Source organism: Pseudomonas sp. GD04091 (assembly GCF_029836165.1).
Classification (GTDB): Bacteria; Pseudomonadota; Gammaproteobacteria; order Pseudomonadales; family Pseudomonadaceae; genus Aquipseudomonas.
The window spans coordinates 12,259-27,658 of the sequence record NZ_JAOEBG010000031.1 but is presented as its reverse complement, the minus strand read 5'-3'; the positions used below and the strand labels follow the sequence as shown (position 1 = coordinate 27,658).

The following is a 15,400-nucleotide window of genomic DNA, read 5'->3' as shown; positions in this document are numbered from 1 at the left end:
GTTTACCCGCGAAAAAGCCAGCTCGGCGGTCAAGGGCATGCCCGCAAGGAATGACCTGATGAAAACATTTCCCGCCACTTTCTCTGCGCCAAGCCCTTAGACTGCAGCTTCCCCCACCACGGGCCTGATCGAGGACACCATGCACATTTCTTCCGGACGCTGGGTCCATGGCCTGTCGCTGGCCCTGTTGACAGCGTTTCTCTGGGGCATCCTGCCGATCAAGCTCAAGCAGGTGCTGCAGGTGATGGACCCGGTGACGGTCACCTGGTTCCGCCTGAGCGTCTCCGGCGGGCTGCTGTTCGCCTGGCTGGCGGCCAACCGTCGGCTGCCGTCGTTCACCGGGCTGGGCATCAAGGGCAAGGGGCTGGTAGCCCTGGCGGTGGGCGGACTGGTTGGCAACTACGTGCTGTACCTGGTCGGGCTCAACCTGCTCAGCCCCGGTACCGCCCAGCTGGTGGTGCAGTTGGGGCCGGTGCTGTTGCTGGTGGCCAGTGTGTTCGTGTTCAAGGAGCGTTTCAGCCTGGGGCAGGGGCTGGGCTTGCTGGTGCTGCTGGCGGGGTTCGGGCTGTTCTTCAATCAGCGCCTGGAGGAGCTGTTCACGTCGTTGGGCAGTTACACCACCGGGGTGTTGACCATTCTCCTCGCCACCAGCATCTGGGTGTTCTACGCCCTGAGCCAGAAACAGTTGCTGACGGTGTGGCATTCACAGCAGGTGATGATGGTGATCTATCTGTGCTGTGCGCTGTTGCTGACGCCGTGGGTGCATCCGCTGGAGGCGTTGCAGCTGAGCCCGTTGCAGGGCTGGCTGCTGCTGGCCTGCTGCCTGAATACCCTGGTCGCCTATGGCGCGTTCGCCGAGGCGCTGGCGCACTGGGAGGCGTCACGGGTGAGCGCGACCCTGGCGTTGACGCCACTGGTCACCTTCATCGCGGTGGCGCTGGCCGCCTGGATGTGGCCGGACTACGTGCAGGCCGAGCAGATCAACGGCCTGGGTTATGTCGGGGCGGTGACGGTGGTGCTGGGGTCGGCGCTGGTGGCGTTGGGGCCCTCGCTGGTGGCGGGATGGCGAGCGAAGAGGGCGCGCCTCCAGGCCCAATAACCCGACGCGATACCTGTAGGAGCGGCTTTTCGCGACAAAAGGCCGCTCCCACAGGCGATGAGTCAGCCCTTGGCCCCGGGCGCCAGCATGTTCTGCGGCCTTACCCACTGATCGAACTGCTCGTTGGTCAGGTACTTGAGCTCCAGCGCCGCTTCGCGCAACGTCTTGCCTTCGCTGTAGGCCTTCTTGGCGATTTCCGCCGCCTTGTCGTAGCCAATGTGCGGGTTCAACGCCGTCACCAGCATCAGCCCTCGCTCCAGGTGGGCCGCCATTTGTTCGGCATCCGGTTCGATGCCGGCCACGCAGTGCTGCTGGAAGTTGCGGCAGCCATCGGCCAGCAGTTCGATCGATTGCAGCAGGTTGTGGATGATCACCGGCTTGAACACGTTCAGCTGCAGGTGCCCCTGGCTGGCGGCAAAGCCGATCGCCGCGTCGTTGCCCAGCACCTGGCAGGCCAGCATCGACAGCGCCTCGCACTGGGTCGGATTGACCTTGCCCGGCATGATCGAGCTGCCCGGCTCGTTGGCCGGCAGGCGCACTTCGGCAATCCCGGCGCGGGGGCCGGAGCCCAGCAGGCGCAGGTCGTTGGCGATCTTCATCAGTGCCACGGCCAGGGTCTTGAGCGCCCCGGCCAGGCTGGTCAGCGGTTCGTGGCCGGCGAGGGCGGCGAACTTGTTCGGCGCGGTGACGAACGGCAGTCCGGACAGCGCGGCGAGTTCCGCGGCGATGGCTTCGGCGAAGCCCTGCGGGGCATTGAGCCCGGTGCCCACTGCAGTACCGCCCTGGGCCAGCTCGCAGACCGCCGGCAGCGTCGCGCGGATGGCGCGCTGGGCATAGTCGAGCTGGGCGACGAACGCCGAGACTTCCTGGCCGAAAGTGATCGGCGTGGCATCCATCATGTGCGTGCGGCCGGTCTTGACCAGGTGCGTGTGGCGTGCCGACAGCTCGGCGAGCCCGGCGGACAGCTCGGCGATCGCCGGCAGCAATTGCTCATGCACGGCCTGGGCGGCGGCGATGTGCATGGCGGTGGGGAAACAGTCGTTGGAGCTCTGCGAGCGATTGACGTGGTCGTTGGGGTGCACCGGTACCTTGCCGCCACGCCCCTTGCCGGCCAGCTCGTTGGCGCGTCCGGCGATCACCTCGTTGACGTTCATGTTGCTCTGGGTGCCGCTGCCGGTCTGCCAGACCACCAGTGGGAACTGGTCGTCGTGCTCGCCTTCGAGCACTTCGTCGGCGGCCTGCTCGATCAGGCGGGCGATGTCGGCGGGCAGATCCCCGTTACGGTCGTTGACCCTTGCAGCGGCTTTCTTGACCAGTGCCAGGGCGTGCAGGACGGCGAGCGGCATGCGCTCCTTGCCAATGGCGAAGTTGATCAGCGAGCGCTGGGTCTGCGCGCCCCAGTAGGCATCGTCTGGAACTTCGACCGGGCCCAGGCTGTCTGTCTCGATACGGCTCATGCTGCGCTCACTCCTTATGTAGTTCGAAATCGCAGTTTAGGCCCTGATTCGACAGCGCGGTTCCCTCGCTCGTCGTGCCACTTGAGCACTTCGCCATCACGGCGCAGAATGCTCTACCCTGAGGTATCCGCCTCCCTCTCTTGAAGGAAATGCAATGACCCGTCTCCGTGCCCTCTGTGCCGCCGTCGCCCTGGTCTGCGCCAGCGGCCAGGTACTCGCTGCCACCGCCAGTCACAACGCTGCCGCCGAGAAATTCCTGACCCTGGCCAACGCCGACAAGCTGGGCACCCCGGTGTACATGCAGGTCCAGCAGATGTTCGCCCAGCGCTTCGAGCAGACCAAGGCGCCGGCCTCCAAGAAATCCGTGCTCGACAGCTACCAGGCCAAGGCCAATGCCGCCCTGGACAACGCCATCGGCTGGAAGAAGCTCAAGCCACAGATGGTCAATCTCTACACCACGACCTTCACCGAGGCCGAGCTGAACGACCTGGTCAAGTTCTACGAGTCGCCGCTGGGCAAGAAGGTCCTGCGCGAGATGCCCAAGGTCACCCAGCAGTCGGCCCAGCTGACCCAGCAGAGCCTCGAGCCAGCGGTGCCGGTGGTCAACAAGCTGCTTGAGGACATGACCAAGGAACTCGACCCGAACGCCGGCAAGGCTGGCGCTCCGGCGAAAAAGTGAGCCTGACGCGATGAACATGCAGCAACGCATCGAACGGCAGCTGGCCCCGCTTGGCACGCAACACCTCGAAGTGCACAACGAGAGCCACATGCACAGCCGTGGTCAGGAGACGCACTACAAGGCGGTGCTGGTCAGCGAGCAGTTCGCCGGGTTGAACAGCGTCAAGCGCCACCAGAAGGTCTACGCCACCATGGGTGAGCTGATGGGCGAGATCCATGCCCTGGCGATCCACACCTACACGCCCGAAGAATGGGCGGCGGTCGGCGCGGCGCCGGCCTCGCCGGTGTGCGCCGGCGGCGGGCACTGAATCCTTTCCGTCGTTCTGGTACACTTCGCGACATTCCCTGGGGGCCGCTTTGCGGCCCCCTTGCTTTTGTCAAATCCGGTCCGCCCCTTACGAGGGCGACCACCTGGAGATTCAACGCAATGACCCAACCGATCGTCGTGGCGGCGCTGTACAAGTTCGTCACCCTGCAAGACTACGTCGAGCTGCGCGAGCCGCTGCTCAAGGCCATGCTCGACAACGGCGTCAAAGGCACGCTGTTGCTGGCCAACGAAGGCATCAACGGCACCGTCTCGGCCACCCGCGAAGGCATCGACGCGCTGCTGGCCTGGCTGCGCAACGACCCACGCCTGGTGGATGTCGATCATAAAGAGTCGTACTGCGACGAGCAGCCGTTCTACCGCACCAAGGTCAAGCTCAAGAAAGAGATCGTCACCCTCGGCGTGCCGGGCGTGGACCCGAACAAGGCGGTCGGCACCTACGTCGACCCGAAAGACTGGAACGCCCTGATCAGCGACCCGCAAGTGCTGCTGATCGACACCCGCAACGACTACGAAGTGGCCATCGGCACCTTCAAGGGCGCCATCGACCCGAAGACCGAGACCTTCCGCGAGTTCCCCGACTACATCAAGGCCAACTTCGACCCGAGCAAGCACAAGAAGGTCGCCATGTTCTGCACCGGCGGCATCCGTTGCGAAAAGGCCTCCAGCTACATGCTCGGTGAGGGCTATGAAGCCGTCTATCATCTTAAGGGCGGCATCCTGAAATACTTCGAGGAAGTACCGCAGGAAGAAAGCCTCTGGGACGGCGACTGTTTCGTCTTCGACAACCGGGTCACGGTGCGTCACGACCTGAGCGAGGGCGAGTACGACCAGTGCCATGCCTGCCGCCACCCGATCGATGCGAAGGACCGTGAGTCGGAGCACTATTCGCCAGGTGTCAGCTGCCCGCATTGCTGGGACACCTTGAGCGAGAAGACCCGGCGCAGCGCCATCGACCGCCAGAAGCAGATCGAGCTGGCCAAGGCGCGCAACCAGCCGCATCCGATCGGTCACAACTACAAAGCCGAGACTTGATGCATGTCCGCACGCCTGCTCTATGTGATGGACCCGATGTGCTCCTGGTGCTGGGGGTTCGCCCCGGTGGCCGAGGCGCTGATCGCCCAGGCGCGCGAGGCCGGTATCGCCACTCGCCTGGTGCCCGGTGGCCTGCGCAGCGGTGGCAGTGCCCTGGACGCCTCGACCCGCAAGTACATCCTCGAACACTGGCAGGCGGTGCATGACGCCACCGGACAGCCGTTCCGCTTCGATGGCGCGATGCCCGATGGCTTCGTCTACGACACCGAGCCTGCGTGCCGGGCCCTGGTCGCGGCGCGCGAGGTGGACGAGCAGCGGACCTGGCGCCTGCTCAAGCTGATCCAGGCGTCCTTCTACGAGCAGGGCGTGGATGTCACCCGTGCCCCGCAACTGGTGGAACTGGCCGAGCAGGCGGGTTTCGATCGCGAGCAGTTCTCGCAACGCTTCACCAGCCCGGATACCCGCACTGCCACCAGCGCCGACTTCGGTTGGGTGCAGGATCTGGGAATCGCCGGCTTCCCCACGCTGCTGGCCGAGCGTAATGGCCAACTGGCGCTGCTGACCAACGGCTACCAGCCCCTGGAAAGCCTGCAACCCTTGCTCGGCCGCTGGCTGCAGCAGGCCGCCTGTGCTTGATCTGCCAGGGTCGCCAGACCCTGTGCCAGGGAAGTCCCCTGCTGCGCCTGATCGCCTGAGCTGGGCGGAGATCCGCCGCTTGGCCCTGCATCACAGGAAAGCCCTGTGGACCGCCAACCTGGTGGCCGTGCTCGCCGCGCTGTGCAGTGTGCCCATCCCCTTGCTGCTGCCGCTGCTGGTGGATGAGGTGCTGCTGGGCAACGGTAACGCCGCGCTGAAATGGATGAACAACTTCCTGCCGGCGAACTGGCAGGTGGCGGCGGGCTACATCGGCTTGATGCTGGTCGCCACCCTTGGCCTGCGCCTGGCGGCGCTGGCGTTCAACGTGGTCCAGGCCAAACTGTTCGCCGGTCTGGCCAAGGACATCGTCTACCGCCTGCGCATCCGCCTGATCGAGCGGCTCAAGCGTATCTCGCTCAAAGAGTACGAAAGCCTGGGTAGCGGCACGGTGACGACGCACCTGGTCACCGACCTGGACACCCTCGACAAATTCGTCGGTGAAACCCTGAGCCGCTTCCTGGTCGCGGTGCTCACGCTGACCGGCACCGCCGCCATCCTGATCTGGATGCACTGGCAGCTGGCGTTGCTGATCCTGCTGTTCAACCCATTGGTGATCTACTTCACCGTGCAGCTGGGCAAGCGGGTCAAGCATCTGAAGAAGCTGGAGAACGACAGCACCGCGCGCTTCACCCAGGCGCTGACCGAAACCCTGGATGCCATCCAGGAGGTTCGTGCCGGCAATCGTCAGGGCTACTTCCTGGGACGCCTGGGCCTGCGTGCCCGGGAAGTGCGCGACTACGCGGTGGCCTCGCAATGGAAAAGCGATGCCAGTGGACGGGCCAGCGGCCTGCTGTTCCAGTTCGGCATCGATATCTTCCGGGCCGCCGCCATGCTTACCGTGCTGTTCTCCGACCTGTCCATCGGTCAGATGCTCGCGGTGTTCAGCTACCTGTGGTTCATGATCGGGCCGGTCGAGCAGCTGTTGAATCTGCAGTACGCCTATTACGCCGCCGGGGGCGCGCTGAGCCGGCTCAACGAATTGCTCGCGCGAGCCGACGAGCCGCAGTACCCGGCTGCCAGCGACCCGTTTGCCGGGCGCGAGACGGTGGGCATCGAGGTGCGCGATCTGCGCTTCGCCTATGCCGACGAGCCGGTGCTCGACCAGCTGAACCTGTCCATCGCCCCGGGTGAGAAGGTCGCCATCGTTGGCGCCAGCGGCGGCGGCAAGAGCACCTTGGTGCAGCTGCTGCTGGGGCTGTACGGCGCCCAGGCCGGCACCATCCGCTTCGGTGGCGCCAGCCTCCAGGAGATTGGCCTGGAAACGTTGCGCGAAAACGTCGCCGTGGTCCTGCAGCACCCGTCGCTGTTCAACGACAGCGTGCGGGCCAACCTGACCATGGGCCGCGAGTGCAGTGACGAGGCTTGCTGGCAGGCACTGCGCATCGCCCAGCTGGACGCCACCATTGCCGCGTTGCCGCAGGGGCTCGACAGCATCGTCGGGCGCTCCGGGGTGCGTCTGTCTGGCGGCCAGCGCCAGCGCCTGGCGATCGCCCGCATGGTGCTGGCCGAGCCCAAGGTGGTCATCCTCGACGAGGCGACCTCGGCGCTGGACGCCGCCACCGAGTACAACCTGCACCTGGCCCTGGCGCGCTTTCTGGTTGGCCGTACCACACTGATCATTGCCCACCGCTTGTCGGCGGTGAAGCAGGCGGATCGGGTGCTGGTGTTCGACGGCGGGCATGTCGCCGAAGATGGCGGACACCAGCAGCTGATCGCCGAGGGGGGCTTGTACGCCAAGTTGTACGGTCATCTGCAGCAGACCTGAGGCAAACCGCCGCAGGCTTCAGACGGCAAGCAGGCACCGATCGGTTTTTCTTGCAGCCTGAGGCCCGTGGCTGGTCGCTCCTTCATGGCAAATGGCCTACGCTGTGCTTGTCTAGGTCGATTCGCGCCTTATCTGCCGCCATGACAGGGATTACATGAAGGGAAAACGGACTCTCGAAGCGCCGAAGCTGCTGGGTATCATCTGGCCATTCGTCGCCGTTGTGGTTTTCCAGGTGCTGCTGGGCAGCCTCAGCCTTTACGCCCTGTCTGCCATGCGTGCCTACGTGGCGGGCGAAAGCCTGTGGTCCAAGGCGCAGAAAGACGCCATCTATTACCTCAATCTGTACGTGGCCGATCGCGATCCGCTGACTTACGAGCGTTATCGCCGGGCCATCCTCGTGCCCCAGGGCGACCATGACCTGCGCCTGGCCCTTGACCGGCCCGTTCCCGATCTCGAAGCCGCGCGTCGGGGCATTCTGCAGGGAGGCAACCATCCCGACGACGTTGCCCGGATCATCTGGTTCTATCGCAACTTCCGCCATGTCAGCTACATGGAGACCGCCATCGACTACTGGAACATCGGCGACGATTACCTGCGCCAGCTGGATGTGCTGGCCGGCCAGATGCGCGAGGGGTTTGCCGCCGGCAACGTCGACGCGCGACAGATGGCCAGCTGGAGGGCGCGCATCGTCGCCATCAACGATGGCGTGACGCCGGCGGCCAAGGCTTTCAGCGATGCCCTGGGCGAAGGCTCGCGCATGTTGCTGAAAGTGCTGATGCTCACCAACCTGGCCACCGCGCTGTTCCTCATCGCCATGGCCTGGCGTCGCTCGAGCAAGTTGCTGGCCCAGCGCCAGGCGTTCGCCAGTGCGCTGCAAGAGGAGAAGGAGCGGGCGCAGATCACCCTGGCATCGATCGGTGACGCGGTGATCACCGCCGATGTCGACGGTTGCATCACCTACATGAATCCGGCTGCCGAACAGCTGACTCATTGGCAGGCCGCCCAGGCCCAAGGGCTGCCCCTGGCGGCGTTGTTCAGTGTGCTCGACGAAAATGCCCAGGCCGACAGCCGCACGTTGGTCGAGCAGGTGTTCAGCGGCAGCCTCAAAGGTGGCGCCGAGCATGCGCGGCTCATCCAGCGTCTGGACGGCAGTACGGTTTCGGTCAACCTGGTGGGCTCGCCGATCCTCACCGAAGGGCAGGTCAGCGGTATCGTCGTGGTGCTCCACGACATGACCCAGGAACGCCAGTACATCGCCAACCTGTCCTGGCAGGCGACCCACGACGCGCTGACGGGGCTGGCCAACCGCCGCGAGTTCGAATACCGCCTCGAGCAGGCCCTCAACGGCCTGGCCCGCCAGGCCGGGCGGCACTCGCTGATGTTCCTCGACCTGGACCAGTTCAAGTTGGTCAACGATACCTGCGGGCATGCGGCTGGCGATGAGCTGCTGCGGCATATCTGCGCCGTGTTGCAATCTGGCTTGCGTGAAGGAGACACGCTTGCCCGACTGGGCGGCGACGAGTTCGGCGTGCTGCTGGAGAACTGCCCCGCGGAGCAGGCCGAACGCATCGCCGAGCAGCTGCGCCAGGCTGTGCAAAGCCTGCACTTCGTGTGGAAGGGGCGGCCCTTCGTCACCACGGTGAGCATTGGCCTGGTGCATATCACCCAGGCCCACAACACCTTGGAGGCTTCCCTGCGGGCCGCGGACATGGCGTGCTACATGGCCAAGGAGAAAGGCCGTAATCGCGTCCAGGTGTACCACGCCGACGACAGCGAATTGTCGATGCGATTCGGCGAGATGGCCTGGATCCAGCGGCTGCATGTGGCGCTGGAGGAAAACCGCTTCTGCCTCTATGCCCAGGAAATTGCACCGTTGCAGCCCCACGAAGGGCCTGGGTACATCGAAATCCTGCTGCGCCTGCATGACGAGAGCGGCCGCACCATCCTGCCCGACAGCTTCATCCCCGCAGCGGAGCGCTATGGCCTGATGACCGCCCTCGACCGTTGGGTGGTGCGCAGTGTCTTTCAGGTCATCCGCCAGTGCCTGGACGAGGGACGGGAAGGTCCCCTGGCGATGTGCGCGATCAATCTTTCCGGTTCCAGCATCGGCGATGACAAGTTCCTGGAATACCTCCAACGGCTGTTTGGCGAGTTCGATATCCCACCGCGGCTGATTTGTTTTGAAATTACCGAAACCAGCGCGATCGCCAACCTGGGCAGTGCCATCCGATTCATCAATGAATTGAAAGGGCTGGGTTGCAGATTCTCCCTGGACGACTTCTGCGCCGGAATGTCGTCATTCGCCTATTTGAAGCATTTGCCTGTAGACTTCCTGAAGATCGACGGAAGTTTCGTCAAAGACATGCTCGATGATCCGATCAACCGGGCGATGGTCGAGGTGATCAATCACATTGGCCATGTCATGGGCAAGCGGACCATTGCCGAGTTCGTCGAAACGCCATTGATCGAGCAGGCCTTGCAGGAGATCGGCGTGGATTACGCCCAGGGCTATCTCATCGAGCGCCCGCAGGTATTCACCTGCGACAGCCTGCAGCGTCAACGGATTGCCGCGAGGCCCCTCTTGCACCGGGCGCCGGGGACCTTTCGCTGAACAACGCCCGGAAATCACAGGGAATCAAGGAGCTGACAGTGATCGACGCGTTCGTAAGGATCGGACCATTGATGGATCCGGCCAGTTATCCGGAGTGGGCCCAACAACTGATAGAGGATTGCCGCGAAAGCAAGCGCCGGGTGGTGGAGCATGAGTTCTACCAACGCCTGCGCGACGGCCAGCTCAAGCAGTCGACCATCCGCCAGTACCTGATCGGTGGCTGGCCGGTGGTCGAGCAGTTCTCCCTCTACATGGCTCACAACCTCACCAAGACCCGGTATGCCCGCCACCCCGGCGAGGACATGGCGCGACGCTGGCTGATGCGCAACATCCGCGTCGAGCTCAACCATGCCGACTACTGGGTGCACTGGTGCCAGGCCCACGGCGTCCACCTGCATGAATTGCAGTCCCAGGAGGTGCCGCCGGAACTCAATGGTCTCAACGACTGGTGCTGGCGAGTGTGCGCCACCGAGTCGCTGGCCATCGCCATGGCGGCCACCAACTACGCCATCGAGGGCGCGACCGGCGAGTGGTCGGCGGTGGTCTGTTCGACCGACACCTACGCCCAGGGCTTCCCCGAGGAGACCCGCAAGCGGGCGATGAAGTGGTTGAAGATGCACGCGCAGTACGACGATGCCCATCCGTGGGAGGCGCTGGAGATCATCTGCACCCTGGCAGGCGAGAACCCCACCCTGGGGTTGCGCACCGAGCTGCGCAGGGCGATCTGCAAGAGCTACGACTGCATGTTCCTGTTCCTGGAGCGCTGCATGCAGCTCGAAGGGCGCCAGCAAGGGCGCGCGCGCCCGGCGTTGGCGGCGGGCTGAAAACATCGCGAGGCAAGGCCGCTCTCGCGCCAGCCATGCTGGCGCTGCGCCGGAGCGGGCTTGCCCCGCGATGGTCAAACGCCTTACTGGGCGTTCAGCGCCTGCCCGTTCACATCCTTGCTGTCGGGTCCCATCAGGTACAGGTAGACCGGCATGATTTCCTCCGGCAGCGGATTGTTTTGCGGGTTCTCGCTCGGATAGGCCTGCGCGCGCATCGCTGTTCGGGTGGCCCCCGGGTTGATGCTGTTCGAGCGCACCGGCGCCACGCCTTCCAGTTCATCCGCGAGGGTCTGCATCAGCCCCTCGGTGGCGAACTTCGAAACGCCGTACGCCCCCCAGTAGGCTCGGCCCTTGCGTCCGACGCTGCTGGAGGTGAATACCACCGAGGCATCCTCCGACAGCTTCAGCAGCGGCAGCAGCGTGCTGGTGAGCATGAACGTGGCGTTGACGTTGATATGCATCACACGCATGAAGTTGTCGCCCGACAGCTGCTCCAGTGGCGTGCGTGGGCCGATGATCGAGGCATTGTTGAGCAGACCGTCGAGGCGGCCGAACTGCTCTTCGATCATGACTGCCAGCTCGTCGTACTGGTGTGGCAGGGCGGTTTCCAGGTTGAACGGAATCACCACCGGCTGCGGGTGGCCGGCGGCCTCGATCTGGTCGTAGACCTCGTTCAGGTTGGCCTCGGTCTTGCCCAGCAGCAGCACGGTGGCGCCCAGGCCGGCGTAGGCCTTGGCGGCGGCGGCGCCGATGCCGCGGCCAGCGCCGGTGACCAGGATGACCCGGCCTTTGAGCAGGTCGGGGCGGGCGGTGTAGTCGAACATCGGTCTGTCCTTAAATCGGTTGCGATCAATTGGGGCTGCTACGCAAGGCCGCTCCCACAGGCGACGGGTGCTCCTTGTAGGAGCGGCCTTGTGTCGCGATGGAGGGCGCAGCCCTCCCTGGTGCGCGAAGGTTCAGCAGCCGCACAGCGCGCTGTCGATCACCTTGCGCAGCTCCAGCGGGTGGTCCACCACCACGTCGGCGCCCCAGTTGTTGGGATTGTCCTGTGGATGAATATAGCCATAGCGCACCGCCGCGGTGCGGGTGCCGGCGTCGCGGCCGGACTCGATGTCGCGCAGGTCGTCGCCGACGAACAGCACGCTGGCCGGGTCCAGGTTCAGCGTCTTGCACGCCAGGATCAGCGGCTCGGGGTCGGGCTTGCTGTTCTTCACGTGGTCCGGGCAGATCAGCAGGGCCGAGCGTTCGGCCAGGCCCAGGCGCTGCATGATCGGTTCGGCGAAGCGCACCGGTTTATTGGTGACCACGCCCCACAGCAGGTTGCCTTTTTCGATGTCGGCCAGCAGTTCCGGCATGCCGTCGAACAGTTTGCTGTGCACCGCGCAGTCGCGCTGGTAGCGCTCGAGGAACTCCAGGCGCAGGGCTTCGAAGCCGTCGGCCTCGGGGTCCATGGCGAACGTCGCGGCGACCATGGCGCGGGCGCCGCCGGAGATCACTTCGCGGATGCGCGCGTCGTCGATGGCCGGCAGGCCGCGGTCGGCGAGCATCGCCTGGCAGATGGCGATGAAGTCCGGCGCCGTGTCCAGCAGGGTGCCGTCCATGTCGAAGAGTACTGCTCGCAGGCGCATGCTCATTCCTCGCGCAGGGTTTGGATCATGTAGTTGACGTCGACGTCGTTGCACAGCTTGTAGTGCTTGGTCAGCGGGTTGTAGGTCAGGCCGATGATGTCCTTCACCTCGAGACCGGCGGCGCGGCTCCAGGCGCCCAGCTCGGATGGGCGGATGAACTTCTTGAAGTCGTGGGTGCCGCGCGGCAGCATCTTGAGGACGTACTCGGCGCCGATGATGGCCAGCAGGTAGGCCTTCGGGTTGCGGTTGATGGTGGAGAAGAACACCTGGCCGCCCGGCTTGACCATGCGGTAGCAGGCGCGGATCACCGACGACGGGTCGGGAACGTGCTCGAGCATTTCCAGGCAGGTGACCACGTCGAACTGCCCGGGCATCTCTTCGGCCAGGGCCTCGGCGGTGATCTGTCGGTATTCCACCGCCACGCCGGACTCCAGTTGGTGCAGCTGGGCCACCGCCAGCGGCGCCTCGCCCATGTCGATACCGGTGACGGTGGCGCCGCGCTGGGCCATCGCCTCGCTGAGGATGCCGCCGCCGCAACCGACGTCCAGCACCTTCTTGCCGGCGAGGCCGACGCGCTCGTCGATCCAGTTGACCCGCAGCGGGTTGATGTCGTGCAGCGGCTTGAACTCGCTCTCGCGGTCCCACCAGCGGTGGGCCAGGGCTTCGAACTTGGCGATTTCGGCGTGGTCGACGTTGCTCATCTGAACAGTCCTCTGAAGCTTCTATGAAAAGGTCACGGGCCGGCAGCCACGGCTGCCGGCCGGTTATTCGTTGCGCCCGGCGATGCGGGCTCCCCAGGCGCGGGCGGTGCTGGCCAGGGCCTGTTCGTCCATTCGCGTCAGGCGGTGGTCCTGCACCAGGGCGTGACCGGCGACCCAGGCATCCTTCACGCAGTCGCGGCCAGTGGCGTAGATCAGCTGCGAGACCGGGTCGTGCACCGGTTGTTGCATCAGGCCCGACAGGTCGAAGGCGACCAGGTCGGCCGCCTTGCCCACTTCGAGCGAGCCGGTGATCGCCGCCAGGCCGAGCGCCCGGGCGCCATTGAGCGTGGCCATGCGCAGCGCCCGGTGGGCGTCCAGGGCCGTGGCCGAGCCGGCAACGGCCTTGGCCAGCAGCGCCGCGGTGCGGGTTTCGCCGAGCAGATCGAGGTCATTGTTGCTGGCCGCGCCATCGGTGCCGATCGCCACGTTGACCCCAGCCTGCCACAGGCGCTCCACGGGGCAGAAGCCGCTGGCCAGCTTGAGGTTGGATTCGGGGCAGTGGATCACGCTGGTGTTGCTTTCTACCAGCAGCGCCAGATCGTCGTCGCTGACCTGGGTCATGTGCACGGCCTGCAGATTGGGGCCCAGCAGGCCAAGGCGCGCGAGGCGGGCCAGTGGCCGCTCGCCATTGTCCTTGAGCGCCTGCTCGACTTCACCGGCGGTCTCGTGGATGTGCATGTGCAGCGGCGCGTCCAGTTGGTTGGCGATCACCCGGATCTTCTCCAGGTTGGCATCGCCGACCGTGTAAGGCGCGTGCGGACCGAGGGCGATGGTGATGCGCGGGTGGTGGCGCAGGTCGCCGAACAGCTCGATGGCCAGGTGCAGCCCTTCCTCCGGCGTGCGCGCGCCGGGGATGGGGAAGTCCAGCAGTGGCACGGCGATCTGTGCGCGAATGCCGCTGCGGTGCACGCGGTCGCAGGCCTCGCGAGGGTAGAAGTACATGTCGGCGAAGCAGGTGATGCCGCCCTTGAGCTGCTCGGCGATGGCCAGATCCGTGCCGTCGCGCACGAATGCCTCGTCCACCCAGCGGCCCTCGGCTGGCCAGATGTGCTCCTCTAGCCAGTTCATCAGTGGCAGGTCGTCGGCCAGGCCACGGAACAGGGTCATGGCGGCATGGCCGTGGGCGTTGATCAGGCCGGGCGTCAGCACGCAGTCGGGCAGGTCTTTCACTTCCCGGGCCTGTGGCGCCCTTTCGCGGGGGCCGAGCCAGACGATCTGGCCGTCGCGGATGCCCAGGGCATGGCCCTCCAGCACCACACCGGCCGGCTCCACGGGGACGAGCCAGTCCGGCACAAGCAGCAGGTCGAGGAGGGGAGTGGCGGTGGACATGCGCGGCATATACCTGGGTTGGTTCGGCGAAACCCGCAGTATACCCGAGCGTCCGCGGCTGAGGGTCGCTATAATCGCCGGCTTTTGATGCCAGGGCGACAGGGAGAGGCGATGCGCGAGCAACTGATGGCGGCGGAAACGGTGACGGGCATCGAGTGGCGCGATGGTGCGCTGCACCTGCTCGACCAGCGCCTGCTGCCGCTCGAACAGTGCTGGCTGAGCTGCACCGAGGTGGCCGAGGTGGCCGAGGCGATCAGCGAAATGGTGGTGCGCGGCGCCTCGGCGATCGGCATCTGCGCCGCTTATGGGCTGGTTCTCGCGTTACGTCAGCGCCTGGCCGAAGGCGATGCCTGGGAAGAGGCGCTGGAGGAGGATTTCCTGTTGCTGGGCGAGGCGCGCCCCACGCCGGCCAATCTGTTCTGGGCGCTGAATCGCATGCGTGAGCGCCTGCAGCGCGTGCGCCCGGGCGAAGATGTGCTGGCGGTGATGGAGGCCGAGGCGGTGGCCATCCATGAAAGCGACCGTGAGGCCAACCTGACCATGGCCCAGTTCGGCGTGGAGCAGATCCGTCGGCATCAGGGCAGCGAGCAGGCCCTGCTCACCCATGGCAACGCCGGCGCCTTGGCAACCGGTGGTTTTGGCACCGCCCTGGGGGTGATCCGTGCCGCGACGCTGGAGGGCATGGTCGAGCAGGTCTATGCCTGCGAGTCCCGCCCCTGGTTGCAGGGCTCGCGCCTGACCGCGTGGGAGCTGGCCGCCGACGGCGTGCCGGTGACCGTGGTCGCCGACGCGGCGATGGGCCATCTGATGAAGACCAAGGGCATCACCTGGGTGGTGGTCGGCGCCGACTGCGTCGCCGCCAATGGCGATGTGGCGGCGAAGATCGGTACCTACCAGATGGCGGTGGCGGCCATGCACCACGGTCTGCGCTTCATGGTCGTGGCGCCGAGCACCAGCATCGACCTGAACCTGGCCACCGGCGAGGACATTCCGCTGGAGGTCCGGGGCGAGGAGGAGCTGCTGGAGGTGGCCGGCATCCAGGTGACGGCCGATGTCGAGGCGTACAATCCCGTGGTCGATGTCACCCCGGCCGACCTGATCGATGTGATCGTCACCGAAAAAGGCATCGTCGAGCGCCCGGATACGGCGAAAATCGCCCAGTTGATGTGCCGCAAACGCCTCCACTGAGGCG

At 65.4% G+C, this 15,400-nt stretch carries 14 protein-coding genes; 9 read left to right on the top strand and 5 right to left on the bottom strand.

The window, feature by feature from the left end; all coding sequences use genetic code 11:
* Nucleotides 1-139 precede the first annotated feature (139 nt).
* Nucleotides 140-1,099, top strand: coding sequence for a DMT family transporter (locus tag N7422_RS25120; RefSeq protein WP_279809045.1), 960 nt, complete (start codon nt 140-142; stop codon nt 1,097-1,099).
* Between the two features lie 62 nt (nt 1,100-1,161).
* On the opposite strand, the gene N7422_RS25115 is transcribed toward N7422_RS25120, so the two are convergent.
* Nucleotides 1,162-2,556 (bottom strand): class II fumarate hydratase, encoded by a 1,395-nt coding sequence (locus tag N7422_RS25115; protein WP_279809044.1) that lies wholly within the window; start codon nt 2,554-2,556, stop codon nt 1,162-1,164.
* A gap of 154 nt (nt 2,557-2,710) precedes the next feature.
* On the opposite strand from N7422_RS25115, the gene N7422_RS25110 reads away from it, so the two are divergent.
* The 7 genes from N7422_RS25110 (at nt 2,711) to N7422_RS25080 (ending at nt 10,490) form a co-directional block, all read left to right on the top strand.
* Nucleotides 2,711-3,235 (top strand): DUF2059 domain-containing protein, encoded by a 525-nt coding sequence (locus N7422_RS25110; protein WP_279809043.1) that lies wholly within the window; start codon nt 2,711-2,713, stop codon nt 3,233-3,235.
* Nucleotides 3,236-3,245: 10 nt separating this feature from the next.
* Nucleotides 3,246-3,542: a BolA family transcriptional regulator gene (locus N7422_RS25105; protein WP_279809042.1), complete on the top strand. Its 297-nt coding sequence runs from the start codon at nt 3,246-3,248 to the stop codon at nt 3,540-3,542.
* A 119-nt stretch (nt 3,543-3,661) separates the two neighbouring features.
* Nucleotides 3,662-4,594, top strand: a complete 933-nt coding sequence (locus N7422_RS25100) for a rhodanese-related sulfurtransferase (RefSeq protein WP_279809041.1) — start codon at nt 3,662-3,664, stop codon at nt 4,592-4,594.
* Between the two features lie 3 nt (nt 4,595-4,597).
* The gene (locus N7422_RS25095) at nt 4,598-5,230 is read left to right on the top strand and encodes a DsbA family protein (RefSeq protein ID WP_279809040.1); all 633 of its coding nucleotides are present in this window, start codon (nt 4,598-4,600) and stop codon (nt 5,228-5,230) included.
* On the top strand, nt 5,223-7,055 hold the full coding sequence (locus N7422_RS25090) for an ABC transporter ATP-binding protein (protein WP_279809039.1): 1,833 nt from the start codon (nt 5,223-5,225) through the stop codon (nt 7,053-7,055). The genes N7422_RS25095 and N7422_RS25090 overlap by 8 nt, the downstream gene beginning before the upstream one ends.
* 154 nt (nt 7,056-7,209) lie before the next feature.
* Nucleotides 7,210-9,666 (top strand): EAL domain-containing protein, encoded by a 2,457-nt coding sequence (locus tag N7422_RS25085; RefSeq protein WP_279809038.1) that lies wholly within the window; start codon nt 7,210-7,212, stop codon nt 9,664-9,666.
* A 38-nt stretch (nt 9,667-9,704) separates the two neighbouring features.
* The gene (locus N7422_RS25080; protein WP_279809037.1) at nt 9,705-10,490 is read left to right on the top strand and encodes an iron-containing redox enzyme family protein; all 786 of its coding nucleotides are present in this window, start codon (nt 9,705-9,707) and stop codon (nt 10,488-10,490) included.
* An 83-nt stretch (nt 10,491-10,573) separates the two neighbouring features.
* Here N7422_RS25080 and N7422_RS25075 read toward each other — a convergent pair whose 3' ends face one another.
* From N7422_RS25075 to N7422_RS25060, 4 genes are all read right to left on the bottom strand, one after another.
* Entirely contained in the window at nt 10,574-11,314 is a 741-nt protein-coding gene (locus tag N7422_RS25075; protein WP_279809036.1) for a YciK family oxidoreductase, read from the bottom strand.
* A 132-nt stretch (nt 11,315-11,446) separates the two neighbouring features.
* Nucleotides 11,447-12,118, bottom strand: coding sequence for an N-acetylmuramic acid 6-phosphate phosphatase MupP (gene mupP / locus N7422_RS25070; RefSeq protein WP_279809035.1), 672 nt, complete (start codon nt 12,116-12,118; stop codon nt 11,447-11,449).
* Between the two features lie 2 nt (nt 12,119-12,120).
* Nucleotides 12,121-12,819: a bifunctional 2-polyprenyl-6-hydroxyphenol methylase/3-demethylubiquinol 3-O-methyltransferase UbiG gene (gene ubiG, locus N7422_RS25065; RefSeq protein ID WP_023630595.1), complete on the bottom strand. Its 699-nt coding sequence runs from the start codon at nt 12,817-12,819 to the stop codon at nt 12,121-12,123.
* 63 nt (nt 12,820-12,882) lie between these two features.
* The gene (locus tag N7422_RS25060; protein ID WP_279809034.1) at nt 12,883-14,217 is read right to left on the bottom strand and encodes a TRZ/ATZ family hydrolase; all 1,335 of its coding nucleotides are present in this window, start codon (nt 14,215-14,217) and stop codon (nt 12,883-12,885) included.
* 102 nt (nt 14,218-14,319) lie between these two features.
* On the opposite strand from N7422_RS25060, the gene mtnA reads away from it, so the two are divergent.
* Nucleotides 14,320-15,396: an S-methyl-5-thioribose-1-phosphate isomerase gene (gene mtnA, locus N7422_RS25055; protein ID WP_279809033.1), complete on the top strand. Its 1,077-nt coding sequence runs from the start codon at nt 14,320-14,322 to the stop codon at nt 15,394-15,396.
* Nucleotides 15,397-15,400 lie beyond the last annotated feature (4 nt).

What these genes read in the sequence shown, in the direction of transcription:
- N7422_RS25120 (WP_279809045.1), top strand. Translation starts at nt 140, where the DNA reads ATGCACATTTCTTCCGGACGCTGGGTCCATGGCCTGTCGCTGGCCCTG.
- N7422_RS25115 (WP_279809044.1), bottom strand. Translation starts at nt 2,556, where the DNA reads ATGAGCCGTATCGAGACAGACAGCCTGGGCCCGGTCGAAGTTCCAGAC.
- N7422_RS25110 (WP_279809043.1), top strand. Translation starts at nt 2,711, where the DNA reads ATGACCCGTCTCCGTGCCCTCTGTGCCGCCGTCGCCCTGGTCTGCGCC.
- N7422_RS25105 (WP_279809042.1), top strand. Translation starts at nt 3,246, where the DNA reads ATGAACATGCAGCAACGCATCGAACGGCAGCTGGCCCCGCTTGGCACG.
- N7422_RS25100 (WP_279809041.1), top strand. Translation starts at nt 3,662, where the DNA reads ATGACCCAACCGATCGTCGTGGCGGCGCTGTACAAGTTCGTCACCCTG.
- N7422_RS25095 (WP_279809040.1), top strand. Translation starts at nt 4,598, where the DNA reads ATGTCCGCACGCCTGCTCTATGTGATGGACCCGATGTGCTCCTGGTGC.
- N7422_RS25085 (WP_279809038.1), top strand. Translation starts at nt 7,210, where the DNA reads ATGAAGGGAAAACGGACTCTCGAAGCGCCGAAGCTGCTGGGTATCATC.
- N7422_RS25075 (WP_279809036.1), bottom strand. Translation starts at nt 11,314, where the DNA reads ATGTTCGACTACACCGCCCGCCCCGACCTGCTCAAAGGCCGGGTCATC.
- mupP (WP_279809035.1), bottom strand. Translation starts at nt 12,118, where the DNA reads ATGCGCCTGCGAGCAGTACTCTTCGACATGGACGGCACCCTGCTGGAC.
- ubiG (WP_023630595.1), bottom strand. Translation starts at nt 12,819, where the DNA reads ATGAGCAACGTCGACCACGCCGAAATCGCCAAGTTCGAAGCCCTGGCC.
- N7422_RS25060 (WP_279809034.1), bottom strand. Translation starts at nt 14,217, where the DNA reads ATGCCGCGCATGTCCACCGCCACTCCCCTCCTCGACCTGCTGCTTGTG.
- mtnA (WP_279809033.1), top strand. Translation starts at nt 14,320, where the DNA reads ATGCGCGAGCAACTGATGGCGGCGGAAACGGTGACGGGCATCGAGTGG.